The organism is Blautia sp. AF19-1 (assembly GCF_003479155.1).
GTDB lineage: Bacteria > Bacillota > Clostridia > Lachnospirales > Lachnospiraceae > Fusicatenibacter > Fusicatenibacter saccharivorans.
The window spans coordinates 18,188-43,638 of sequence record NZ_QUGQ01000002.1; the positions used below are offsets into that span (position 1 = coordinate 18,188).

General features: G+C 50.0%; 18 protein-coding genes. 15 read left to right on the top strand and 3 right to left on the bottom strand.

Annotated elements, in window-relative coordinates; all coding sequences use genetic code 11:
- Positions 1-55 precede the first annotated feature (55 nt).
- The 10 genes from DWX26_RS01225 (at position 56) to DWX26_RS01270 (ending at position 14,236) form a co-directional block, all read left to right on the top strand.
- On the top strand, positions 56-1,228 hold the full coding sequence (locus DWX26_RS01225) for a metallophosphoesterase (protein ID WP_022463295.1): 1,173 nt from the start codon (positions 56-58) through the stop codon (positions 1,226-1,228).
- 387 nt (positions 1,229-1,615) lie between these two features.
- Complete coding sequence (aspS, locus tag DWX26_RS01230; protein ID WP_330422973.1) at positions 1,616-2,950, top strand: aspartate--tRNA(Asn) ligase; 1,335 nt, start codon at positions 1,616-1,618, stop codon at positions 2,948-2,950.
- Between the two features lie 323 nt (positions 2,951-3,273).
- Entirely contained in the window at positions 3,274-3,732 is a 459-nt protein-coding gene (locus tag DWX26_RS01235; protein WP_117800885.1) for a hypothetical protein, read from the top strand.
- Between the two features lie 230 nt (positions 3,733-3,962).
- Complete coding sequence (locus tag DWX26_RS01240) at positions 3,963-5,420, top strand: radical SAM protein (protein ID WP_118594711.1); 1,458 nt, start codon at positions 3,963-3,965, stop codon at positions 5,418-5,420.
- Positions 5,421-5,605: 185 nt separating this feature from the next.
- The gene (locus tag DWX26_RS01245) at positions 5,606-6,517 is read left to right on the top strand and encodes an AAA family ATPase (RefSeq protein ID WP_117800888.1); all 912 of its coding nucleotides are present in this window, start codon (positions 5,606-5,608) and stop codon (positions 6,515-6,517) included.
- Positions 6,518-6,528: 11 nt separating this feature from the next.
- Positions 6,529-8,316: a cobaltochelatase CobT-related protein gene (locus tag DWX26_RS01250; RefSeq protein ID WP_118600592.1), complete on the top strand. Its 1,788-nt coding sequence runs from the start codon at positions 6,529-6,531 to the stop codon at positions 8,314-8,316.
- 236 nt (positions 8,317-8,552) lie between these two features.
- Positions 8,553-9,014, top strand: coding sequence for a MarR family winged helix-turn-helix transcriptional regulator (locus tag DWX26_RS01255; RefSeq protein WP_242991099.1), 462 nt, complete (start codon positions 8,553-8,555; stop codon positions 9,012-9,014).
- A complete protein-coding gene (locus tag DWX26_RS01260; protein WP_117760378.1) occupies positions 9,008-10,756 on the top strand; it encodes an ABC transporter ATP-binding protein in 1,749 nt (582 codons plus the stop codon). Before DWX26_RS01255 ends, DWX26_RS01260 begins: the two co-directional genes overlap by 7 nt.
- Positions 10,757-10,759: 3 nt before the next feature.
- On the top strand, positions 10,760-12,685 hold the full coding sequence (locus DWX26_RS01265) for an ABC transporter ATP-binding protein (protein WP_117509074.1): 1,926 nt from the start codon (positions 10,760-10,762) through the stop codon (positions 12,683-12,685).
- 240 nt (positions 12,686-12,925) lie between these two features.
- Positions 12,926-14,236: a M18 family aminopeptidase gene (locus tag DWX26_RS01270; protein ID WP_118600594.1), complete on the top strand. Its 1,311-nt coding sequence runs from the start codon at positions 12,926-12,928 to the stop codon at positions 14,234-14,236.
- Positions 14,237-14,330: 94 nt separating this feature from the next.
- On the opposite strand, the gene DWX26_RS01275 is transcribed toward DWX26_RS01270, so the two are convergent.
- From DWX26_RS01275 to DWX26_RS01285, 3 genes are all read right to left on the bottom strand, one after another.
- Positions 14,331-17,924 carry an ABC transporter ATP-binding protein/permease gene (locus DWX26_RS01275; protein ID WP_118600596.1) on the bottom strand — a complete coding sequence of 1,198 codons (3,594 nt, stop codon included), beginning with the start codon at positions 17,922-17,924 and terminating at the stop codon, positions 14,331-14,333.
- Positions 17,925-18,113: 189 nt separating this feature from the next.
- Positions 18,114-18,437: a helix-turn-helix domain-containing protein gene (locus tag DWX26_RS01280; RefSeq protein WP_055218165.1), complete on the bottom strand. Its 324-nt coding sequence runs from the start codon at positions 18,435-18,437 to the stop codon at positions 18,114-18,116.
- A 218-nt stretch (positions 18,438-18,655) separates the two neighbouring features.
- On the bottom strand, positions 18,656-19,024 hold the full coding sequence (locus DWX26_RS01285; RefSeq protein ID WP_117509071.1) for a DUF1292 domain-containing protein: 369 nt from the start codon (positions 19,022-19,024) through the stop codon (positions 18,656-18,658).
- A 278-nt stretch (positions 19,025-19,302) separates the two neighbouring features.
- On the opposite strand from DWX26_RS01285, the gene DWX26_RS01290 reads away from it, so the two are divergent.
- The 5 genes from DWX26_RS01290 to DWX26_RS01310 all read left to right on the top strand — a co-directional run bounded on the left by DWX26_RS01290 (position 19,303) and on the right by DWX26_RS01310 (position 25,366).
- On the top strand, positions 19,303-20,367 hold the full coding sequence (locus DWX26_RS01290; protein ID WP_117509070.1) for a branched-chain amino acid aminotransferase: 1,065 nt from the start codon (positions 19,303-19,305) through the stop codon (positions 20,365-20,367).
- Between the two features lie 114 nt (positions 20,368-20,481).
- Positions 20,482-21,942 (top strand): aminotransferase class I/II-fold pyridoxal phosphate-dependent enzyme, encoded by a 1,461-nt coding sequence (locus DWX26_RS01295; protein ID WP_158554953.1) that lies wholly within the window; start codon positions 20,482-20,484, stop codon positions 21,940-21,942.
- An 81-nt stretch (positions 21,943-22,023) separates the two neighbouring features.
- Positions 22,024-22,779, top strand: coding sequence for an exodeoxyribonuclease III (locus tag DWX26_RS01300; protein ID WP_117812864.1), 756 nt, complete (start codon positions 22,024-22,026; stop codon positions 22,777-22,779).
- Positions 22,780-22,875: 96 nt separating this feature from the next.
- A complete protein-coding gene (locus tag DWX26_RS01305) occupies positions 22,876-24,771 on the top strand; it encodes an alpha-amylase family glycosyl hydrolase (protein WP_055218161.1) in 1,896 nt (631 codons plus the stop codon).
- Positions 24,749-25,366, top strand: coding sequence for a DUF5662 family protein (locus DWX26_RS01310; protein ID WP_226906316.1), 618 nt, complete (start codon positions 24,749-24,751; stop codon positions 25,364-25,366). The genes DWX26_RS01305 and DWX26_RS01310 overlap by 23 nt, the downstream gene beginning before the upstream one ends.
- Positions 25,367-25,451: the final 85 nt, after the last annotated feature.

Genomic DNA, 25,451 nt, shown 5'->3' on the forward strand with positions numbered 1-25,451 from the left:
TCGGCACGCTTTTTCCTGCCCTGTATTTGAATCGAAAAAGAGAGGAAACATACGTATGCTTGCAATATTTCTTGCGCCGGTCTACATACTGGCAAATGTATTTACCGCCTACTGGCTGCTGCGGTGGATGAAGGAGGTGCATCCTTTGTTCCGCCATCCGGCCGTGCTGGGTGTCATTTTGGTGCTGTATGCATTTTTTGCACTTTCCCTGCTGACGAGCTTTCTGATCAAAAGAGATCCCGTTCACCGGATTTTAAAGGTCATCAGCAACTGCTGGCTTGGCATGTATCTGTATTTTCTTGGCTTCACCGCGATTCTGGTGCTGCTGCGCTTCATTTTTGCGCATACGGCACTGACGAAAACTTGGCTGTATTCTCCGATGGGATTGAAAGCGGTCGGCCTTGGCGCGATCCTTTTTGTGACGGGAATGTGCATCTACGGAATGGTGCATGCAGTCCATATTTACACGACACGATATGAGGTTCCATCGAAAAAGGATGCACATCTGAAAATTGCTCTCGTCGCAGATCTTCATCTGGGGTACAGCATCGGCAGTCATCAGATGGAAGAGATGGTGGAAAAAATTAATGCTGAGGAGCCGGATGTCGTTGTGATTGCCGGGGATATTTTTGATAATGAGTACGATGCCATCTATGAGCCGGACCGCGTGGCGGATCTTCTGGCGGGCTTAAAGAGCCGGTACGGCACGTACGCCTGCTACGGCAACCACGATCTCGATGAGAAGATTCTCGCGGGCTTTACGTTTGAGACGAAGGAGGAGCGCATCGCCGACCGCCGGTTCGGTGAGTTTCTGGACCGCGCGAAGATTCATCTGCTGGAGGATGATGTGGTCTGTATCGATGATGCCTTTTATCTGGCGGGCCGAAAAGATCCCGACCGGATCCGCAAAACGCAGGAGACACGCGACACGCCGTCCGAACTGCTTACCGGACTGGACCAGTCGCTTCCAGTTTTTGTGATTGACCACCAGCCGTCGGAGCTGACCGAGCTGGCAGAGGCAGGCGCAGACCTTGATCTTGGCGGCCATACGCACGACGGACAGCTCTTCCCAGGCAATATCCTTACCGGCCTGATGTGGGAGAATGCCTGCGGGATGAAGAAAGTCGGAGACATGTACAGCATCGTCACATCCGGCGTGGGTCTCTGGGGACCGCCGATGCGGATCGGGACGAAAGCGGAAGTGGTGATCATCGATTACGGAAAATAAGGGTTGACAAAACCGGAACGCAGAATTATAATACAACAAAACTACGAAACAGAGGTTATCAACGATGAACGAGATGCACAGCGTACAGATGCACAGGGACGACGATTGATAGCGCTTGTATCAGAGTGAAGACTACTATACTTCACAGGTACAGGCGCTGATTGTGTTGTACCTGTGTGGAAGATAAGGCAAAGGGAAACCACACCGGGAGAAAAAGAAATACCCTGTGTGGTTTTTCTTTGCCATTTTTTATCCATGCGGGAATGACTTGAAATTTACATCAGAGAAGGGTTGTGATCGTATGGGACATACAGATTATGTCCATATGGATTTTCTGCTGATTTTGCGGCGATAAAGAAAAATCAGAACAGAAAGGCAGAAAAGACTATGAAGACAGAAATGAATACCGTAAAAGTAAGAAAAACAGAGGAACTCGAAGCAGAGCAGTTAGGAGCACACATCGGCGAAATCGTGCGGCTACATGGAAGCATTTACAAAATCCGAAAAATGAGCTCATTTGCATTTGTGCTGCTTCGGACGAAACGGCAGATGGTACAGTGCGTGTACGAGCCGGCGTATGCACGGTTTGCATTGGAGGAATTAAAAGAAGAGGCGTGTGTCCGGTTTACCGCGGAGGTGATCCGTGAAGAGCGTTCCAGAAGCGGGTATGACCTGCATCTGTTAGAAGTGGAAATCCTCTCCGAGCCGGAAGAAGTACCGCCGGTTGTCATCAACCAGAGGCGGGTCAACACTTCGATTGAGAACCTGCTGGACTATCGCCCAATTACGCTGCGCAACGAAAAAGAGCGCGCGATTTTCCAGATCCAGGCAAAGATCTGTCAGGCGTTCCGCGAATTTCTGGATGGACAGCACTTCACCGAAATCCACACACCGAAGCTCGTAGCGGCGGGAGCCGAGGGCGGAGCTAATATCTTCTCTTTGTCGTATTTCGGCGAACGGGCATATCTGGCGCAGAGCCCGCAGTTTTACAAGCAGATGATGGTCGGCGTCTTCGAGCGTGTCTATGAGATCGCACCGGTCTTCCGGGCGGAGAAGCACGACACGGCGCGTCATCTGAACGAATATACAAGCGTGGACTTTGAGATGGGCTATATCGAGAATTTTGAGGACATCATGGCGATGGAGCAGGAAATGCTGCGGTACACATTTGGACGGCTGCAGGAGACATGCGGAGCGGAGCTTTCGCTTTTAAAAGCAGAGGTGCCGGTGATCACGGAGATTCCGAGAATCCGTTTTTCCGAGGCGAAAGAGCTGGTGAGCCGCGTATACAAAAGAGCCTTTTCGGAGAAACTGGACTTTGAACCGGAGGAGGAAAAACTGCTGTGCGAATACGTGAAGAAAACGACAGGCAGTGACTTCGTATTTGTGACACATTATCCAAGCGCCAAGCGCCCGTTCTACGCGATGGACAGCAGAGAAAATCCGGCAGAGACGGAAAGCTTTGACCTTCTGTTCCGCGGCCTTGAGGTGACGACCGGCGGCCAGCGCATCCACAATTACCGGGAGCAGGTGGAAAAGCTCGAAAGCCGCGGCATGCATGTTGAAGCGTTTGAGAGCTATCTAATGATGCACCGCTGTGGCATGCCCCCGCACGGCGGCCTCGGTCTTGGGCTGGAGCGGTTTACGGCACGGCTTCTCGGATTTGAAAATGTGCGGAACGCATCCCTGTTTCCAAGAGACATTCACCGTCTGATTCCGTAAACCAGAAGAGTGTAAAAAACTCCGGCGAAGCCGTGGCGCAGATCCACGGGCTTAGCCGGAGTTTCATAAGATTTCCCTCCCTTTTGAAAGATAGCGTAACCGTTTGGATATTTCTGTTATACATCAGGGGAGTGAAAATGACAAATTGTTTATTGCAGACAGGATTGCTGTATAAAAGTCAGAATTTTTGCAGAAATGAGCCTTGTAAAGCGTCCGAAAATAGGCTATACTAAACAAGGTTTGGCTGCCGGCAGAATCTGGCAGTATCGGCAAATATTGGAAAAAAGAAAGACGGGAGTTTCCCGGTTTGAGGATAGGAAAATATGAAATTATATGACATTTCCGGAGAGCAGTTTTCCGCAATGGACGCGCCGCGTCATCTGATGACGGAGGAAGGAACGGCGCAGACGACGCTCGACCGGTCACTTGGCATCTGTCAGGTGGCGGAGCTTGAGGGAAAAGTGACAAGAGAAGTGCTCGAGGAGGTCATGGAAGAAGACTGTGAACGTCTCCTGATCCGCGGCGATGCGCAGATTACACGCGATGGGGCAGATTACCTGGCAGAGAAAAAACTGGTGCTGCTCGGTGTGGAGCAGGAAACCGTCGGAAATGAGACATCAGGGAATGATGTTCATCAGCAGTTACTGAAAAAAGGCACGGTGATTGTTGAAAATCTGAATCTGGAGAAAGTGACCTCTGGTCATTATTTTCTCGTGGCTGCGCCGATCCAAAAGAAACACCAATACGGCGGCCCGATCCGTGCGGTTCTGATCGAAAATTAGGAAATGCCCTGTGTGAATCCGAAAATGCAATGTGAAACATAACAGAAAGAGAAAAACAGGAAAAAGTGTTCCCGCGTGGGACACTTTTTTTGATATGTCCAAAACGAGGGAATTTTGGGTTGTATTTTCCAAATATGGAGAATATAATGAGAAAAAGCCAGGATGTGGTATTCAAAACCAGATCAATTCCGGGCGAAAATATTAAACTATTACAAAGGAGATCGTGAACAATGGATGCAAAAATGAAAGTAGAAAGAGCCGCTGCAGGCGCTGCGATCGATGGTGTTTTAAAATATGTGAACCACGGAGATGACAGAACAAAAGCACTGCTGAATCTGACGGATTTTGTACAGAAATTTACCGGAAATATGTTTGCGGAGAAAACGTTCGACAATATCCGCACCATGCTGCAGAATCCGGACAACAAATGGGTACAGTATGTCAACCGCGGACTGGACGAGCTGGATCCGCAGGTGATCAAAATGACTGCTTTGAACCTGGGATTCCAGGCAGCTTTCGTCGGAACGAAACAGATCCGTATGAACCGTGAAAAATACAACTGCAACATCCCATGGACGATGCTGATGGACCCGACAAGTGCCTGTAACCTGCACTGCACCGGATGCTGGGCAGCAGAATACGGCCACAAGCTGAATCTTTCCTATGAGAAACTTTCTGATATCATAAGCCAGGGAAAAGAGCTGGGAACCTACTTCTACATGTTCACCGGCGGTGAACCGCTTGTGCGCAAAAAAGACATCCTGCGTCTGGCAGAAGAGCATCATGACTGTGAATTCCACTGCTTCACCAATGGAACCCTGATCGACGAGGAGTTCTGTGAGGCGGTTCAGAAGCTCGGCAATATCTCCTTCTCCCTGTCTCTGGAAGGCTTCGAGGAGGTCAACGACGGACGCCGCGGCGAGGGTATTTTCGATAAAGTTCTGGCAGCCATGGATCTGATGAAAAAACACGGTCTGCTTTTTGGTACTTCCATCTGCTACACAAGAGCAAACCTCGAGACCGTTACAAGTGACGAGTTCCTGGATCTTTTGATCGAGCACGGATGCCGTTACAGCTGGTATTTCCACTTCATGCCGGTCGGCATGGACGCTGCACCGGAGCTGATGCCGACGGTTGAGCAGAGAAAATATATCTATCACAGACTGCGTGAGATCCGTTCCGATAAGAGTGACAAACAGATCTTTGTTATGGACTTCCAGAACGACGGTGAGTTTGTCGGAGGCTGTATCGCAGGAGGAAGAAACTACTGCCATATCAATGCAAACGGCGATGTGGAGCCGTGTGTTTTCATCCATTACTCCGGCGCCAACATCAACGAAGTTTCCCTGATCGAAGCACTGCAGCAGCCGCTGTTCCAGGCATACCGCGATGGACAGCCGTTCAACCGCAACCACCTGCGTCCATGTCCGATGCTCGAAAATCCGGAACTGCTGCGTGAGATGGTAGAGAAGACCGGCGCGAAGTCAACCGACCTGCAGTCTCCGGAGAGCGCAGAGCATCTGTGCGGAAAATGTGATCTGTATGCTGCTGAGTGGAAAAAAGCCGCAGACGAGCTGTGGGCAGAGAATCCGCATCACAAACAGAGATATGAGAACTATAAGAAAGAGAACCTGGACGAGGAGGCAAAAGCTTCCACAGAGGAGATTCTTTTCGGAATCCGCGGATAATGCGATCGATGAATCGAAGATAAAATAGAAGCAAGACACCGGAAAATGGGACGAAAACCTGTTTTCCGGTGTCTTTTTGTGCGGGCAGTGAGCCAAAGTCCGACCTTGCAGAAAGCGGCCGGATCCCGTATACTATAGAGAAGCAAAGCGATATTTTAACGACAGAGAGGATTAAAAAATAGAAGATGAACGATTCATTTTTACAGGAACAGGGCGTAAGCGGGGCGTTAATTGAGAGTGTGCGGAAATTCCGCGAGAGCTATCCGGTGGCGGAGGGCTTAGAGAACCGCATGAGCACGCCGGAAATCCCGTTTTTCGGAAAAGAGATTCTGGAGATGGCAATTGCCGCGCTGCTGCAGGGCGAAAATCTGCTGCTGACCGGCGAGAAGGCAACGGGAAAAAACGTGCTGGCAGAGACACTGGCGTATGTTTTCGGAAGACCGACGTACAACGTTTCCTTCCATGTAAACACAGGAAGCGCCGAGCTGATCGGAACAGATACGTTCCAGAACCAGGAGGTCACACTCCGGAAAGGCAGCATTTACCGCTGTGCAGAGGAAGGCGGTTTTGGTATTCTCGATGAGATCAACATGGCGAAAAACGATGCGGTCAGTGTTCTTCACGCCGCGCTCGACTACCGCCGCATCATCGATGTGCCGGGCTACGATAAAATTCCGCTTCACCCGGCGGCGCGGATGATCGGAACGATGAATTACGGCTATGCGGGAACGAGGGAGCTGAATGAAGCGCTGGTGTCCCGCTTTCTGGTGATTGACATGCCGCCGCTTACAGAAGAGACACTGTTTTATTTGATGCAGTCAAAATTCCCGGATCTGAAACCGGCGGCACGCGAAGCGCTGGCCGGCCTTTACCTCGATCTGCAGAAAAAGGCAAAACAGGCGGAAATCACCACGCGCGCGCTCGACCTCCGCGGTCTGTTCGGAGCGATCGGCACGATGCGCCAGGGGCTGTCCCCGTATCTTGCGGTGCAGATCGGCATTGTCAATAAATGCTTTGACCTGTTTGAAAAAGAGATCGTGCGGGATGTCGTGCGCACGCGGATTCCGGAAGAGTGGACGCCGCAGGATATTTTTTAGAGGAAATACGTATGGTGACAGAGGAAACATTAAAAACGCATGAGATGGAGCTGGAAAGCCGGATCCGCAATCTCGTCTGGACTGTCAGCGGCGACTACACGCTGAAGCTGAAACCGGATGTGGAGCGGTATGCGAAGGAGCCGGATACGGTACTGTACGACACAATCCGCCAGGGCGCCTTTTCGTGTTACTTTGATCGGGAAGCCTACAGCCTGTATCTGGTGAAGAAGGTTTACAGCGGCGCAGCGGAGGGAGAACTGATGATGCTCGCCCAGCTGGTGACGGAGGAGGCCGTATCGAAGCGGCTCGAAAGCGAGCGCCCCGGTGTCAAGGGCTTTCGAAGGAGAGCAGCGGAGGAAATACTGGACCACTCGTTTGAATCTTTATCCCAAAATGAGACAGGCCGCCTGAAACTGGAGTATCTGCGCGGAAGAAGAGAGGAGGACGAGGGGAAAAGCCCTTCATACTCGGGAAAAACGCGGGAGTGGATGAAACTGCTGAAGCACGCATCCGAAACAGCGGATACAATGGAACTGATCCGGGTGACGGACGAGCTGTACAATAAGGTCGTCGATCCCGCATTTGTGAAAAAGCACGGTGATCTTGCCTCGGTTCTTGCGGTAACGATCGAGGAGCTCACCGAGTATTCCTGGAAGGATTTCCTTTCGGAAGAGCTGTATGAGGACGGGCTCGAGACATATCTGGAGCGAGTTTCGCTTGATATGACAAATTTCACATCAAAAGAGGCGGAAGAGAAGAAAGAAAAAACAGCGGGAAGCGATACCAAAAAGGTCGTTGTCGTCGATGAGAAAGCGCTGGCACGGATGTATCAGTACATTCAGCGCAATTACGGAAAAACGTGGCTCTCGGAGAGTGAGGAGAAAAGCCGGAATTACCAGCTCTGCCGCGGCATCCACAGCGACTGCAGCCTCTATTACACGGAGGGTGTGCTGAAAAATCCGGTCGGAAAGTATTATCAGCTCTCCTACGCGCAGAAGCAGAAGGATAAAAACCTTCATGCCTATTACGACCAGCACCGCGCGGTGCGGCAGAACATTTCGCTGCTGTATCAGGAACTGAAAAAAGCGATGCTGCTGCAGGAGGATCAGTCGTTTGCGGATGCAGACCACGGAATTTTACAGCCCGCGCGGATGTGGAAGGTGGGACGGAGCCAGAATGCGGATCTGTTCCGGCTGGAGCAGCGGCGGAATTCGCTGGATTTTGTCGTGGATATTCTCGTAGATGCGAGCGGTTCCCAGCGGCCGCGCCAGGAGAATGTGACACTGCAGACGTACATTCTGGCGGAGACCTTAAGCCGCCTGCACATCCCGTTCCGCGTGATGAGCTTCTGTACGTTCTGGGATTACACGATCCTGCACCGGATGCGCGATTACGACGATCCGCGGGAGAAGAACAGCAATATTTTTGAGTATATCACATCCTCAAACAACCGCGACGGGCTTGCTGTCAAGGCGGCGGGGATGGATCTTTTAAAACGCCAGGAGGACCGGAAGCTGCTGATCCTCTTAAGCGACGGAAAGCCGTACGATGTGCTGGTGAACCGGCCGAATGCGAGAAATCCAAAGCCGTACCGGGATGACTATGCACTGCATGACACGGCAACTGAGGTGCGGCGCCTCAGGCAGCAGGGTGTCTCGGTGCTTGGGGTCTTTGTAGGCGAGGAGACGGAGCTTATGGCGGAGCAGAAGATTTTCGGCAAGGATTTCGCGTATGCGCGCGATATCCGCAACTTTTCCCATATGGTGGGAAGCTATTTAAGAAGAAAAATCGAAGAATAAACGAGCGGAATGCTCCGGGCGGAAAGTGAAAAACTTTTATCCGGAGCATTTTTTTCGATTTTTTTACGCAAACAGGTTGACATTTCCCACAAAACCTCCTAGAATGTTCTATAGCGAACTGTTTAATATGAAACAGTCATCTATAGAACAGTTGCTTATGGAACAGTCCTTATTCAAACAGTTTTATAACGAACAGATGGGGACGGCAGCAAAGGGGAAAGGAGGAAAAAAGCAGCGTGTGTTGTAAAAAAAGAAAAATCGGCCACGAACTGCGGACGCTGGACAATATGATGTCACGGAACCTGATGGCAGCCGCCAGAGAGCGGGGCGTCGATGAACTGACGGCCATGCACGGGTGGATTTTGGGCTATCTGTGCAGGAACGAGCACAAAGATATTTTCCAGAAAGATATTGAAGCGGAATTTAAGATCTGCCGCTCTACCGTGACCAACATTTTAAAGCTCATGGAGAAAAAGGGCTACATCAAACGGGAGTCCGTTCCCTATGACGCGCGGCTGAAAAAACTGGTGCTGACCGATACCGGAAGAGAGCTTCACGAGAAGACGAAAGATATGATCGATATGCTGGAAGAACAGACGGTTGCGGGAATTTCAAAAGAAGATCTTGACACTTTCTACCGTGTCATCGATCAGGTCAAAAACAACGTAAAAAATATGTTAGGAGAGACATCATGTTAAAAACACTTGGAGCACAGGTAAAAGAGTTTAAAAAAGCCTCCATTGCCACTCCGATTTTCATGATTCTGGAGGTTATCATGGAGATGATCATTCCTCTTATGATGGCATCCATTATCGATAACGGTGTAGAAAAAGGCGATCTCCATCACATTTACGTGGTGGGAGCATTCATGGTAGTGGCAGCAGCCATCGGTCTGTTTGCAGGTATCATGGGCGGAAAATATGGAGCAAAGGCATCTGCCGGATTTGCAAAAAATCTGCGTCAGGCCATGTTTGAAAATATCCAGGAATATTCTTTTTCCAATATTGACAAATTCAGTACAGCAGGTCTTGTCACCCGTCTGACCACAGATGTGACGAATCTGCAGAATGCATATCAGATGATCCTTCGTATGTGCATGCGTGCACCGGCGAGTATGATCATTGCAATGATTATGTCGTTTTACATCAATGCACGCCTTGCGAGCATTTATCTGGTGGCCGTTATTCTTCTTGGAACGTGTCTGTTTCTGATCATGCGGTCTGCAACCAAATATTTCGAGCAGGCATTTCCAAAATATGATGAATTAAATGCGAGTGTGCAGGAAAACGTATCCGCAATCCGTGTGGTAAAAGCGTATGTGCGCGAAGATTATGAGACAGGAAAATTTCACAAAGCGTCCGAAAATATTTATAAAATTTTCTGTAAAGCAGAAGAAAATCTTTCCTTTAATGCACCGCTGATGCAGCTGACCGTGTACAGCTGTATTCTTCTGATCAGCTGGCTCGGCGCCAAAATGATTGTCGGAAGCAGTCTTTCGACCGGAGAACTGATGAGCCTTCTGACCTATTGCATGAACATTCTGATGAGCCTTATGATGCTTTCCATGGTATTCGTTATGATCACAATGAGCCTTGCAAGTGCGCGCCGTATTTCAGAAGTCCTGAATGAGAAGAGTGATCTCGATAATCCGGAGAATCCGGACTTTTCGATTCCGGATGGAAGCATTACCTTCGATCATGTCTATTTCAACTACAAAAAAGGAGCCGGCGAGCCGGTTCTTTCGGATATCAATCTTTCCATCCAATCGGGTGAGACAATCGGTATTATTGGCGGAACCGGAAGTGCGAAGACAAGTCTTGTCAACCTGATCAGCCGTCTGTATGATGTAACAGATGGATCCGTTAAGGTCGGCGGAAAGGATGTCCGCTCCTACGATATGGAAACGCTGCGAAATGAAGTAGCCGTTGTTTTACAGAAAAATGTGCTGTTTTCCGGTACTATTCTCGACAACCTCCGATGGGGTGATAAAAATGCTTCGGAAGAAGAGTGCAAGCGTGTCTGCCGTCTTGCCTGCGCCGATGAATTTATCGATCGGATGCCGGAGGGCTATAACACCTACATCGAGCAGGGCGGATCCAACGTATCCGGCGGGCAGAAACAGCGCCTCTGTATCGCGAGAGCACTGCTGAAGAAACCAAAGGTGCTGATTCTGGATGACAGTACAAGTGCTGTCGATACCGCAACCGACGCGAAAATCCGGAAGGCATTCCTGACCGAGATCCCTGAAACGACAAAGCTGATCATTGCACAGCGTATTTCCAGTGTGCAGGACGCAGACCGCATCATTGTCATGGAGAACGGAAAAGTAAATGGTTTTGGAAGCCATGAGGAATTACTGAAAACCAATGAAATTTACCGCGAAGTATATGAGTCTCAGACCGGTGGCGGCGGAGACTTTGACGAAAAGAGAGGTGAGTAAGGAATGGCAGAGAGAGTACAGCAGGTAAAGGGGCCGGGAGCAAGACCTCCAAGAGGGGTGAAACCGCAGGTCAAGAATCCGATGAAGATCTTTACCAGAATTATGAAATATGTATTAAAGGATTATACGGTACACTGCATCGCTGTTGTCATTGCGATTTTTGTCAATGTCCTGGCAAATGTACAGGGAACGATGTTTATGAAAACGCTGATTGACGGCTATATCACGCCGATGCTGACCCAGCCGGATCCGGATTTTGGCCCGCTGCTCCACGCAATTTTGCGGGTGGCCGGATTTTACGGAATCGGTATTGTGGCTGCGTTCGTTCAGAACCGTACCATGATTTATGTATCCCAGGGAACCCTGCGGAATCTGAGAAATGATCTGTTCGGCAATATGGAAAAGCTGCCGATCAAATATTTTGATACCCATGCGCACGGCGACATCATGTCGATTTATACAAATGATATTGATACCCTGCGTCAGATGATCAGTCAGAGTATCCCGCAGATCATCAACAGTGCAATCACGATTGTCAGTGTCTTTGTCAGTATGCTGATTCTGAACATCCCGCTGACGATTACAACGCTGGTTATGGTATCTATCATGCTGGGAGTGACAAAAAAGGTGGCCGGATTTTCCGGAAATTTCTTTGTAAAACAGCAGAGGGATCTTGGTAAAGTCAACGGCTTTATCGAAGAGATGATGGATGGCCAGAAGGTTGTCAAGGTATTCTGTCATGAAGAGGAGAATATCGAAAAATTCAAAGAAATTAATAACAATCTGTATGAGAGTGCTTACAATGCCAATGCGTTTGCAAATGTTATCGGACCGATCAATGCACAGCTTGGAAATATGAGCTATGTTGTCTGTGCAATTGTAGGCGGTGCACTTGCCCTTGGCAGCGTCGGTGGCTTTACGCTCGGTGGTCTGGCAAGCTTTCTGACCTTCAACAAGAGTTTTAACATGCCGATCAACCAGGTCAGCCAGCAGCTGAACGCAATTGTTATGGCACTTGCAGGAGCGGAACGTATTTTCCGACTGATGGATGAAGAGCCGGAGCTGGACGAGGGGTATGTAACGCTTGTCAATGCGAAGGAAGAAAACGGAAAACTCACCGAGACGAAAGAGCGTACCGGAAAATGGGCATGGAAGCATACGCACCAGGCAGATGGATCTGTGGATTACCGCGAGCTGCAGGGCCGTGTGGTATTCGAACATGTTGATTTCGGCTACAACCCGGATAAAATTGTTTTGCACGATGTATCGCTGTTTGCAGAGCCGGGTCAGAAGATCGCGTTTGTCGGTTCTACCGGAGCCGGAAAGACAACCATTACCAATCTGATCAACCGCTTCTATGATATTCAGAAAGGTAAGATCCGTTACGATGAGATCAACATTGGAAAGATCAAAAAAGATGACCTGAGAAGATCGCTTGGCATTGTTTTGCAGGATACACATCTGTTTACGGGAACGGTAAGAGAAAATATTGCCTTCGGAAAGCTCGATGCGACGGAGGATGAGGTTGTAGCAGCAGCAAAACTGGCGAATGCGCACGGATTCATTATGCGTCTGCCGCAGGGCTATGACACAATGCTGACCGGAGACGGTGCGAATCTGTCCCAGGGTCAGCGGCAGCTTCTTGCGATCGCGCGTGCAGCCATTGCAGATCCGCCGGTACTGATTCTCGATGAGGCGACAAGCTCCATCGATACCCGTACCGAGCGCATTGTTCAGGATGGTATGGATAAGCTGATGAGTGGAAGAACAACCTTTGTTATCGCACATCGTCTGTCCACCGTACGAAACGCCGATTGTATCATGGTTCTTGAGCAGGGACAAATTATTGAGCGCGGTACCCATGATCAGCTGATGGAACAGAAAGGAAAATATTACCAGCTGTATACCGGAAATCAGGTTTCCGCATAGCAGAAAAAACGGAAAAAGTAAGTCCCGCACGACAGAAAATAAAAATCTGTCTGTGCGGGATTTTTTTGCGAAGCAGCGGCTGGTTTTATGTGCGAGTAGCGAAGCGGATTGCGAATATCCGCTTCGAAATGATGATTGCGAGTGATACAGTAAGTTCCCACAGGTTTTTGGGTCTTGAAAAAGACAGCGGGATTTTATAAAATAGAAGAAGCGTTTGAATATATGCAAAGGAGAAAAACTATGGAATACCTGAATACAGCGCAGGAGCTGCTCGATTTTATCATGCGGTGCAAAAGCCCGTTTCATGTGGTAAAAGAAGCCGGCGATCTGCTGAACGAAAATGGATATACAAAACTGGAGGAGACAAAAGAATGGAGTCTCGTTCCGGGCGGAAAATATTATGTGACGAGAAATGAATCCTCGGTGATTGCGTTCCAGATCCCTGAGAGCGCATTTTCCAGCTACCAGATCATCGCAAGCCACAGCGACTGTCCGACGTTTAAAGTAAAGGGAGAGGACCCATTCGTGACGGATGGTCATTACACCCGCCTGAACGTGGAGGGCTACGGCGGAATGATCCGTTCCCCATGGTTTGACCGTCCGCTTTCCCTGGCGGGCCGCATGGTGGTACGTGACGGAAACAGCGTGAAATCCGTGCTGGTTGATGCCGGACGAGATCTGGTGACGATCCCGAATCTGCCGATTCATCTGAATCGTGACATCAACAACGGAATCAAATACAGTGTGCAGACCGACATGCTCCCGATTCTCGGTGATGAGACAGCGAAAGATCATTTTTATGAGCTGTTTCTGCCGGATACCGCAAAAGAGGATATTCTCTCCATGGAGCTTTATCTGTATAACCGAGTGGAAGGATCCATCTGGGGTGCCGGAAAAGAGTTTTTATCCAGTGGGCGTCTGGATGACCTGCAGAGCGCGTTTGGCTCCTTAAAGGGCTTTCTTGCTGCAAAGGCAACAGGCCAGGTCAATGTCTGCGCAATCTTTGACAATGAGGAGGTAGGAAGCCTCACAAAGCAGGGTGCGGATTCTTCGTTCCTGACAGAGACACTGCAGCATATCAATGCAGCCTGTGGAAAAGACACGATTGCATATCACAGAGATCTTGCGGGAAGCTTCCTTGTTTCTGCTGACAATGCACATGCCTTCCACCCGGCGCATGCGGAGAAATACGATCCGAAGAGCCGCGTCTACATGAACGGCGGCGTTGTCATCAAACAGAGTGCAAACCAGAAATACACGACCGATGCTGTTTCGGAAGCCGTAACAAAGATGATTTGCGAGAAGGCCGGCGTACCGTGCCAGGTATTCGCAAACCACGCTGACATTCCGGGCGGAAGCACGCTCGGCGCAATTCTGAACTCTCTTGTCTCGGTAACAAGCGTGGATATCGGAATGGCTCAGCTTGCGATGCATTCCCCGTATGAGACGGCAGGTGCCAAAGATACTGCTTATCTGGTGCAGTTCGCAAAGACCTTTTATGAGACGACACTGGTGCGGACAGAGCATGGATTTTCTCTGGAAGAAAAATAAAAGTTTAAGATAGAAAAAAGCGGCCGGCGGGACTTTTGAAAAGCCTCTGCCGGCCGCTTTTTGCGTACTTGCAAAGTGTGTTTTAAGGATCAGATTATTCTGTCCGGAGTGCCGTAACCGGATCGCTTTTTGCCGCTTTCTTCGACGGAATCAGACCGCCGATCAGGGTCAGAACGACGCTGAGTGCAATCAGAACAAGCGCCGGGACGAGTGGAAGAGAAGCACTGACCTTCGTCGTATCCGCCAGATGGTGGATCAGAAGGTTGCCCGGAATCATCAGAAGCAGCGAGAGCCCGATGCCGATCAGTCCTGCACAGAGTCCGATGATGAAGGTTTCGGCATTGAAGACCTGCGAAATATTGCGTTTCGAAGCACCGATCGCGCGCAGGATACCGATCTCTTTCTTACGTTCCAGAACACTGATATAGGTGATGACGCCGATCATAATCGAGGAAACCACAAGGGAAATGCCGACAAAAGCGATCAGCACGTAGCTGATGATGTTGACGATATCCGTGACGGAGGACATCAGAGTGCCGACCACATCGGTGTACGAGATTACCTGCTCGTTTTTGCCTTCTTTTTCCATCGTGTCATTGTAACCGTCGAGGATGGAGACAACGTGTTCCTTGCTCTCAAAGTTTTTCGGGTAAATGCTGATCGAAGAAGGTTCGTCAAAATCAGCGTAGCCCAGTTTCTGCAGATTGCCCTCATAGGTGGAAGAGCCGGAAGAACTAAGAGAAGCGAAGAGCTCCTTCATATCATCCTCAGTCATATTCATCTGGAAGGCACTTGCAAAGGCATCGGTGTCAATCTTCATGGCATCGCCCATCGAATCCTGCAGAGAATTACCGACCTGCGTTATGGCGCGCTCCATCTCGGACTGAATTGCAGAGGCCATCTGCGTCATCATCTGTTCCATCGCGGAAGTGATCTGTGTCTGCAGAACCGAGGCGACAGAAGCGGAGTAGCTTCCCATAACGCCTGCCATGTAGTTTGTGAGCGCAGAAGAAACCTGGGACTGCAGTCCGTCGAGATCGACGATTTTTGTGATACCGCTGTTCAGCCGCTGCTGGCCGTCCGCCGTGTTCAGATAGGCGATAAAGTGCTGGCCCATCTCCGTCGGATCCGGCAGGCCGTTCTCCTTCACGTAAGCGAGATAACCGTTGGAAAGCTCCGTCGCAAGCGCAGTGAGCTGGTCGGATGTAATTTCGATATTGCCGTTGTTCTGCATCACCTCGGAAATCCAGTCGTTGATGATCTGAACAGCTTCTTCGGTCTGCAGATACTCCGCAAGATAAGCATCAAACTGTTCCGGATCGGTGTAGCCCATCTTGATCAGGTATGCCTGATACCCTTTGAAGATCCGCTGAATGAGTTCCTGGATCTGTTCCTGTGTAATGGAAACACCGCCGCCGTCCGCAATGATGGTCTGGATGTGGCGCCGCAGGATTTCCTGTGCTTCCGTGGAATTGATGTAGGAGACGAGATCCTCCTGTAAATGGGAATAATCCGCCTCCGGGTGCTCCGAGGCGTAGCCCTGATAGCCCTCCATGAGGCTGGAAGCCAGTTCCTGCATGCCGTCTTCACTGACATTGAGAGTGAGCCCGGATAAAATCTGGCCAAGATCAAGCTGCGGCAGTCCGTCGAAATTAAGAGAGATCTGACTGAGGTCAATCGCACCCGCGAGATCCATGCTGCTTCCGGCGTCCGCAAAGGCACTGGAAAAATCAAGGTTCATGGAATCACCGGAAAAAGCACCGGAGAGTGCGGAATCGTCGAACTGGAAAGCGTTCTGCAGCTTGTCCTCATCGACAGTGATAAAGGAATCCATATCAAGACCGCTGTTCTGATCCACGGTGCCGAATTCCTGATTCGTAAAGATATCGATGGAGGAGTCCGCCATCTGCTGTTTCACAATCTCGGATTTCTTTGCTTCCTCCACAACGTGGCGGGTCAGCGATGCCGGGTAATTGATGCCGGCAGTCAGGGCAGAGGCGGCAGAGTCAGGGGACGGCTGGACAATACCGGTGATTGTGAGCTTTTCGCCGTTGGCAACGAGCTTTTTCATATAGTCTTCGTTGTCGCTTTTATCTTTCCAGACCTGATACTGACTGTCGTATTCGTAGCAGTCGGCGCTGTTCACAAGACGGAACGTGGTGCCGAGGATATCATCGTAGGAATACGTGCCGATGGAGGAAGGGGTCTCGACGGTTTCTTCATTTAAAAACTGGCGGACCATCTCATCCAGCTCGAGTGCATCGCGGAGCCCCAGGGTGTAGAGCAGAAAATCACTCATTCCGCCGTCGGAAGTGAGGACAAGCACACATTCGTTATAGTTTTCCGGCCAGTGTCCGGCTTTTAAGTCGTACTGGTTCTCGTACAGGGAAGCGGTGTCCGGCATCTCGTAAAAGACGTTGGTGCTCATCATGGATGACATGATGCTGTTGGAGCTTGCGCCAAGGCCGAGCGAGCGGAACGACTGGTCCGGGTGCACCTGGCGGATGGAATCGCCGTTTTCGCGGTAGATCTGCGGCGTGACGGAGTAGGAATATTCGATGGCATTTGTGTAGTCGGAAATGCCGTCCGCACCGCCGTCAAGGTACTTTTTCAGGGAAGCGAGATCGTTGGAGTTCATGGTGGAGAACATGTTGGTCACGACTTCCTGGACTTTGATTTCATTCTTTTTGCCGGAATCTTTTGAGTCTTTGCCGGCATTCTGTGAGCCGACCATCATCGAAGTGAGGTCAAAGCCGGTGCTCTGGATCTGAAGAGGATATTCGGAGAGAGTTTCCTCTTCCATATTCTGAATATACTCGTTGACACCAGAGGAGAGTGCCAGAATCAGTGCAATGCCGATGATGCCGATTGAGCCGGCAAACGAGGTGAGCAAGGTCCGCGCTTTCTTGGTGCGCAGGTTATTAAAACTTAAGGAGAGCGCCGTCAGAAAGGACATCGACGATTTGCCCATGTTTTTGTGTTTGGGCGGAAGCAGGGTTTCGGAATCCGGCTCAAACGGGTTCGTGTCGGAGCAGATCACACCGTCACGCAGGGTGACGATCCGGTTGGCGTAAAGCTCGGCGAGCTCCGGATTGTGTGTGACCATGACGACAAGGCGTTCTTTGGCAACTTCCTGCAGCAGGTCCATGACCTGAATACTGGTGTCGGAATCGAGCGCGCCGGTCGGCTCATCGGCAAGCAGAATTTCCGGATCATTGACAAGAGCGCGGGCGATGGCGACACGCTGCATCTGACCGCCGGACATCTGGCTCGGCCGCTTGTGGAGCTGTTTTCCAAGACCGACCTTTTCAAGTGCCGCGATTGCTTTTTTGCGCCGCACCTCTTTGGAAACACCGGAAATGGTAAGCGCCAGCTCTACGTTTGCAAGGATGGTCTGGTGCGGGATCAGGTTGTAGCTCTGGAAGACAAAGCCGATCGTGTGGTTCCGGTAGGAATCCCAGTCGCGGTCCTTATACTTTTTCGTGGAAATGCCGTTGATGATCAGATCGCCGCTGTCGTAGCGGTCGAGGCCGCCGATGATATTCAGAAGCGTCGTCTTTCCGGAACCGCTCGGCCCTAAAATAGCGACAAACTCGTTGTCGCGCAAATTTAAGGACACATCGTCGAGCGCTTTCTGTACCAGCGTCCCGGTCCGGTATTCTTTTTTGATATGCTGAATCTGTAGCATGAAAGGGTAACTCCTTCTGTGATTAATATGTGAACAGTTGTCCTTTATTCTACAACGAAATACGGGAAAAGTCCCGGGCTTTAGAAAAATTTAAGAAAAGTTTATCGACAGAAAAAAAGTTCCGCCTCTGTTTTAGAAAAACAAAAAACGGAACTTTCTTTATCTGTGATACTTATGATGCCGGAAAAGTCAGACTTCCATCAGAAGACCTTTCATATAAGCTTTTAAGATTTTCTTTTTCTCCAGCGAAAGATTATTGTAAAGCGTAATGATTTCCTGCTGTCCTTCGGTAAGCTGCAGGGCATCCGGCTCGTCGAGAAAGAAATCGGCAAGTGTGATGCCGAAAGCGTCGCAGAGCTTCTGCAGGGTAGGGATGGTTGGAATATTGGTGCGGTTTACCATATTATTTAAGGTAGAATAGGGAATGTCCGCCTCTTTTGCAAGACGGTAATAAGTCCAGGAACGCTCTTTGCATAAATCCTGAATGTGCTGTATCACATCTTTATCTCTCATAAAAAGATACCTCGTATTCCTATGTAATGTAGCGGCATGAAAATTGCTACTCACATATATTATACGTCTGTAAAAGAATAGAAACAGATCTTAAAGAGAGATGCAGAAAAGCTGTACAAATAAGAAATAATGGGAATTTGAGAGAAAAAGAGAGAAAAACCCGGCAGGAAAATAAGGTCTCCCGCCGGGTTCTGCAATCGTTTCAAAGTCTGTGATTCTTACTCTTCGGTGGAATTTTCTTCCATCTCGTTGAACTGCTCGGTATCCATCAGCTCGTCGAATGCGTCTGCTGCAATTTCGTACTCTTCATCGGAATCGATGTTGTCGAGGTTCGGCTGGCCGTTCTCTTCGTAGTAACGATACAGATAAACTTCGCCGTCTTCGTTCTCGCCGTTTTCATCGAGCGGCAGAAGAGCGATGTACTCTTTCTGGTTCGGAGCTGGGAAAATGGTCAGTACGGCACATTTTACTTCGGTATCGTCGTCCAGTGTCAGGGTAACAGTCGGCTGATCCAGATCCTGGCAGTCGCTGCCGCAGTCTGCGCAGTCTCCGCTGCAGGATGCGCTGTTGAATAATTCTTCACTCATTTGTATTACCTTCCTTTTTCGTGTTCAAGTCTTATCAGGTTCTTGTCTGCCATTCTAACAGATAATAGAAAAAAACACAATGGCTGTGCCGGGAAAGCAGAAAAAATGCGGCTGATACAGGAAAATACGGAAAAGATACAATAAATAAGAACGAAAAAATGAAAAATTAGTCGTATTTTCTATTGACTGTTTTCGGGTACAGTTTTATACTATCACTATTGAATCTAAATATACAGGCAGCTGAACAAACTTATCCTCAACTGCCGGGGAGGCAAAAAATGGATATCAGATTTGAAAAAAGAGAACATTTACAGGAAAAACCGGATCAGAAAAATCTTGGATTCGGAAAACACTTTACAGACTATATGTTTGTCATGGACTGGGACAAAGAGCAGGGATGGCATGATGCAGCAATCGTACCGTACGGCGGAATCCCGATGGATCCTGCAACCATGGTACTTCACTATGCACAGGAAACGTTCGAGGGACTGAAAGCCTACAGAACAGCAGAAGGAAAGATCCAGCTGTTCCGTCCGGAAATGAACGCACGCCGTATGATTAAATCCAACGAGAGACTCTGCATGCCGGGCGTACCGGAGGAGATGTTTGTAGAGGCTGTCAAAGCACTGGTTAAAGCACAGGAAGACTGGGTACCGTCTGAGCCAGGTACATCTCTTTACATCCGTCCGTTCATGTTCGCTACTGAGGCAAGCCTTGGCGTACATATGGCAAAATCCTACAAATTCGTTATCATCACCACTCCGGTTGGAGCATACTATGCAGAGGGCATCAACCCGGTTAAGATCCTGGTTGAGGATGAATATGTTCGTGCAGTCAAAGGTGGCACAGGATTTACAAAATGCGGCGGTAACTATGCAAGTTCCATCGCAGGCCAGGTAAAAGCAGAGAAGATGGGATGCACCCAGGTTCTGTGGCTGGACGGCGTACATCGTAAATATGTAGAGGAAGTTGGAACCATGAACATCATGTTCAAGATTGCCGGCGAAATCTACACCGCACCGCTGGAAGGAACTGTTCTTCCGGGCGTAACCCGTGATTCCCTGATCCATATCTTAAGAGACTGGGGATATAAAGTAAACGAAACACATCTGTCGGTTGACGATCTGATGAAAGCAGGTCATGACGGCACACTGGAAGAAGCATTTGGTACTGGTACAGCAGCAGTTGTATCTCCGGTTGGTGAATTTGTATACAAGGACGATTCTGTTGTTGTAAATGACTTCAAGATCGGTGAGCTGACCCAGAAACTGTACGATACCCTGACCGGTATCCAGTGGGGTAAACTGGAAGATAAATATGGCTGGACTACTCCGGTAGAATAAACCATATAAAACAGAAAAATGCAGATAAGGGGGTCCTTCCCGCACAGCGGTGCGGGGAGGATTCTTTCGCTTCAGAAAAAGATTCAGAAATCGTTTGAAAGGAAACAAAGCAGAATGGATCAGAATCGAATGCCTCTTGTGGAGGCGTTACAACAGTTCCGGGAGGAAGCACCGGCCTATTTCCGTATTCCGGGACACCGGTTTGAGCGCGGGCTGGATGAGACGTTAAACGGAGCGTCGCTTGCGGCGTATGACCTCTCGGAGGCAGAAGGGCTTGACGATCTGCATCACGCGGAGGGCGTGATTGCAGAGGCGCAGAAACTGGCGGCGGAAACGTGGAAGGCAAAAAAAACTTTTTTTCTTGTCAACGGCACAACATGCGGCAACGAGGCGATGGTGCTTTCGTCTGTGAAAGAGGGCGAAAAAATCATTGTTCCGCGAAACGTGCACAAATCGGTGCTGATGGGCCTGATTTTAAGCGGAGCCACACCGGTTTATGTGATGCCGGAGTACAGCACGAAATGGCAGATGTGGGGCGGCGTAACGCCGGAGACGATCGAAAAAGCCTTCGCGGAAACGCCGGATGCGAAAGCCGTACTTCTGGTCAGCCCGACGTACTACGGTCTTTGCAGTGATCTGCAGGCGATCGCAGAAATCTGTCACTGCCACAACGCAGCGCTTCTTGTCGATGAAGCACATGGATCGCACCTCTATTTTTCCGAACAGCTTCCTCTCGGCGCACTGGAAAGTGGTGCGGATGCCTGCGCGCAGAGTATCCACAAAACGGCGGGTTCCTTTACACAGAGCTCCTTCTTATCACTCGGTTCTGGCCGTCTCGATGAGGCAAGAGTGGCCGCCAATCTGCAGATGGTACAGAGTACATCGCCGTCCTACCTTCTGATGGCATCCCTCGATGCGGCGCGGCGCGGGATGGCGCTGCACGGAAAAGAGCGAATGGAACGCGCGCTGGAACTCGGCCAGAGGGCGCGGCAGGAGCTTGCAAAGATCAAAGGAATCGAAGTTCTTGGGACCGAGATGGAAGGAACGTGCGGCGTATGGAAGATCGACCTGACGCGTCTTGTATTCTCGGCAAGAGAACTTGGTATTTCCGGCTACGATCTGCAGGTGCGTCTGTACGAGGAATACCGCGTCAGTACAGAGCTTGCCGACGAGGAGAACGTGGTCTGCGTTATTACCTGGGCAAACAGCGAGGAAGATATCACACGGCTGATCGATGCGCTGGCAGGAATTTCGGCAGCAGAGAGCGGGAAAACGACGGGGCGGACGAAGTTTACAGAAAAGCAGTGGCTGTTCCGCAGCCTGCCGGAGATGGTAAAGACACCGCGCGAGGCATATTTTGCGGAGAAGGAAGCCGTTCCGTTTGCAGAAGCGGAAGGACGAATTGCAGCCGAGATGGCAGCCCCATATCCGCCGGGAATCCCGCTCATCTGCCCGGGCGAGCGGTACAGCAGAGAAATGTTGGAACTGATGCGCCAGTATAAAGCAGACGGCTGCGAATTTCACGGACCGTCGGATGCGTCGCTGGAAGTGCTGTATGTTCTGAAAGAGGAATAAAAGAAAACGGAAGTCGGTTCCCAGCGCTTTGCAACAGAAACCGCAGAGAACAGACTGTCAGGAAAAGGAGATGAATTGCGTATGAAAAAAATGATATCCTGGAACGTAAATGGACTGAGAGCCTGTATGAAGAAAGGCTTTCAGGAATACTTTGAGGCGGCAGATGCCGATATTTTCTGCCTGCAGGAGACAAAGCTGCAGGAAGGACAGATCGACCTTGAGCTGCCCGGCTATCATCAGTATTGGAATTATGCGGAAAAGAAAGGATATTCCGGCACGGCCCTGTTTACCAAAGAGGAGCCGATTTCCGTTCGCTATGGTATCGGAATCGAAGAACATGATATGGAAGGCCGTGTGATTACGGCAGAGTTTCCGGAATACTTTGTTGTAACCGTCTACACACCGAATTCGCAGGATGAATTAAAACGCCTTGCCTACCGGATGGAGTGGGAGGATGCGTTTCTTTCTTATTTAAAAGGACTGGAGCAGGAAAAACCGGTGATTTTCTGCGGAGATCTGAACGTCGCAGCGACCGAGATGGATATCAAAAATGCAAAGGCAAATGAGAAAAACGCCGGCTTTACGAAAGAGGAGCGCGAAAAATTTGCTGTGATCAAAGAAAAAGGCTTTGTTGATTCCTTCCGTATGCTGTATCCGGACACCGTGACGTATTCCTGGTGGTCATACCGCTTTCAGGCACGCCAGCGGAATGCAGGATGGCGGCTTGATTACTTTATGATATCAGAGTCCTTAAAAGATGCAGTTGCAGATGCCAAAATCCATACCGAAATTCTCGGTTCCGACCATTGCCCGGTGGAACTGGATTTAGAGGTATAACAATTGGTAACATTGGTCAATTGACAATTTTATTCAAATGATTTACATTAATAGTATGACAATTGCAACAAATTATAAAAAATAAGGGCGGAAATTATGATACAGACAAAAAACAGAGGAAAATATCGAATTTTACCGGGAAATCCGGAGAAAATGGGCGCATCGGCGACGAAAGACGGATACAATTTTGCCGTAGAAGTATCAGATGGAAAAAAAGCAGAGCTTCTGCTGTACCGGAAAGGTCACCAGAAACCGTTTCTTACCGTGCCGCTTCCGGAAGAGGAGCGCACTGGCGTGATCAGTTCCGTGGAAATCACAGGCCTGACGGTAGGAAAGTTTTCGTATGCCTACCGGATGGACGAAGCTTTCTGCTTGGATCCGTATGCGGGAGCAGTAGAAGGAAGAGAAACCTTCGGTGCACCGATGGAAAAAGAAGAGGGCGCCTGCTGCTGCCTTCTCCCGGAGTACCCGGTAATGCGCACCACCTCACTGCACCGGCCGTATGAGGAGACGATTCTGTATAAGCTCCATGTGCGCGGTTTCACCAAAGACGGAAGCTCCCGTGTAAAGAACAAGGGAACGTTCCGCGGCGTGATCGAAAAAATTCCATACTTAAAAGAACTCGGTATCAATGCAGTAGAACTGATGCCGTCCTACGAGTTTTTTGAGTGGACCTCCCTTACGGAGCCGGCCTATGTATATCCGGCGCCGGCGGAAGAGAAGCGCGTGAATTATTGGGGATACGGCACAAAGGCCCTGTATTTTGCTCCGAAAGCTTCGTATGCTGCATCCGCAGATGCCGTCGCAGAGTTCGCAGAGATGGTCGATGCCCTGCATGAGAATGGTATCGAATGCCTGATGGAATTCTGTTTTGCCCCGGGAACGCCTTCTGGTTTTGCCCTGCAGGTTCTGCACCACTGGCAGCTCCGCTACCAGATCGACGGTTTCCATCTGGTCGGCGATGCATCGCTGGCAGAAGAAGCGTCCAAAGATGCACTCCTTCGGAAGACGAAACTGATTTTCCTCGGTTTTGACGGCGCACGGATCTATCAGGGAAAACGCCCGTGGTTCCGGAATTTAGGGGAACACAATCAGGGCTACCAGTACCATATCCGCCGCTTCTTAAAAGGCGATGAGGGCAGCCTTTCCGACTTCACCTATTATCTGAGAAGAAGCCCGGAGACACACGGTGTGATCAATTATCTTGCGGATCACGACGGTTTTACCCTGTATGACAGCGTTTCCTACGAACAGAAACACAATCTGGACAATGGCGAAGACAATATGGATGGTTCCAACGAAAACCTGACCTGGAACTGCGGCGCAGAAGGCGTGACCCGGAAACCGGCTGTGCGCGCGCTGCGTCTCCGCCAGCTGAAAAATGCCGTTCTCATGCTGATGACAAGCCAGGGAACACCGCTGATTTACGGCGGTGATGAATTCGGCAACAGCCAGAAGGGCAACAACAACGCCTGGTGCCAGGACAACAAAACCGGCTGGATCGACTGGAAAGCAGCCGCCCGGAATCCGGAGTTTGCCGCCTTTGTAAAAGCAGCAATCGCCTTCCGGAAAGCGCATCCGGCGCTGCACGGCGAACGCGAGCCGCGCCTCATCGACTACAAATCCTACGGCTGCCCGGATATGTCCTTCCACAGCCAGAGAGCCTGGTTCTCCCAGATGGAAAATACGTGCCGTTTTATCGGCGTCATGTACTGCGGAAGCTATTTCCAGGATAAAGACGGCAACAAGGACGACGATCTTTATATTGCCTACAACATGCACTGGAATCCGCATGAGCTGGCACTGCCGTCCCTCCCGGAACAGAAGGTCTGGTATCTGACGGCCGACACCAACACACCGGAAGTCTTCCTGACAGAAGAAAATCAGAAAAAAGTCAGCGCAAAAACGGTCATCGTGCCGCCGCGCAGTATCATAATTTTAACAGGAAAGCAGGAGAAGAGGCAGAATGATGAAAGCATGGCAGCACTTTAAAACCATTACCACACACAAAATGTGGGTCATGCGGTACTGCTTCAAAATAGGACTGTACTGGCAGGGACTGACCCACGACCTCTCGAAATATTCGCCGACGGAATTTCTGGTCGGCATGAAATACTATCAGGGCGACCGGAGTCCCAATAACGCCGAGCGCGAAGACACCGGCATGTCAAAATCCTGGATGCACCATAAAGGGCGCAACAAACATCATTTTGAATACTGGATTGATTACGGTATCAATTGTGACACCATCATCAAAGGCGTCCCAATGCCGCGCCGTTACGTCGCCGAGATGATTATGGACCGCATCAGCGCGTCCCGCGTCTACCTCGGAGACGCTTATACCGATCAGGCGCCGTACCAGTATCTCAAAAAAGGAATCGGCCACCTCTGGTTCGTCCATCCCGAGACACTCTCGCAGCTCGAATTTCTGCTGCGCATGCTCTCGGAACGCGGCGAAGACGATACCCTCTATTACATCCGCTACCACTTCCTAAAAGGTGACCCCGTCCCGCGAATGCACTGTCCTCAAGAATGCACCGTCTACGAAGAGGCCATCCGCAAGAAAGTGTCCCCGTCCACTCATTAAGGTATTGGACCCACCCGCCCTCCCGATACTCCTGAGCGTCCCTTTCTCACAACAAAAATACAACTTGTCACGACAACCGTACAAG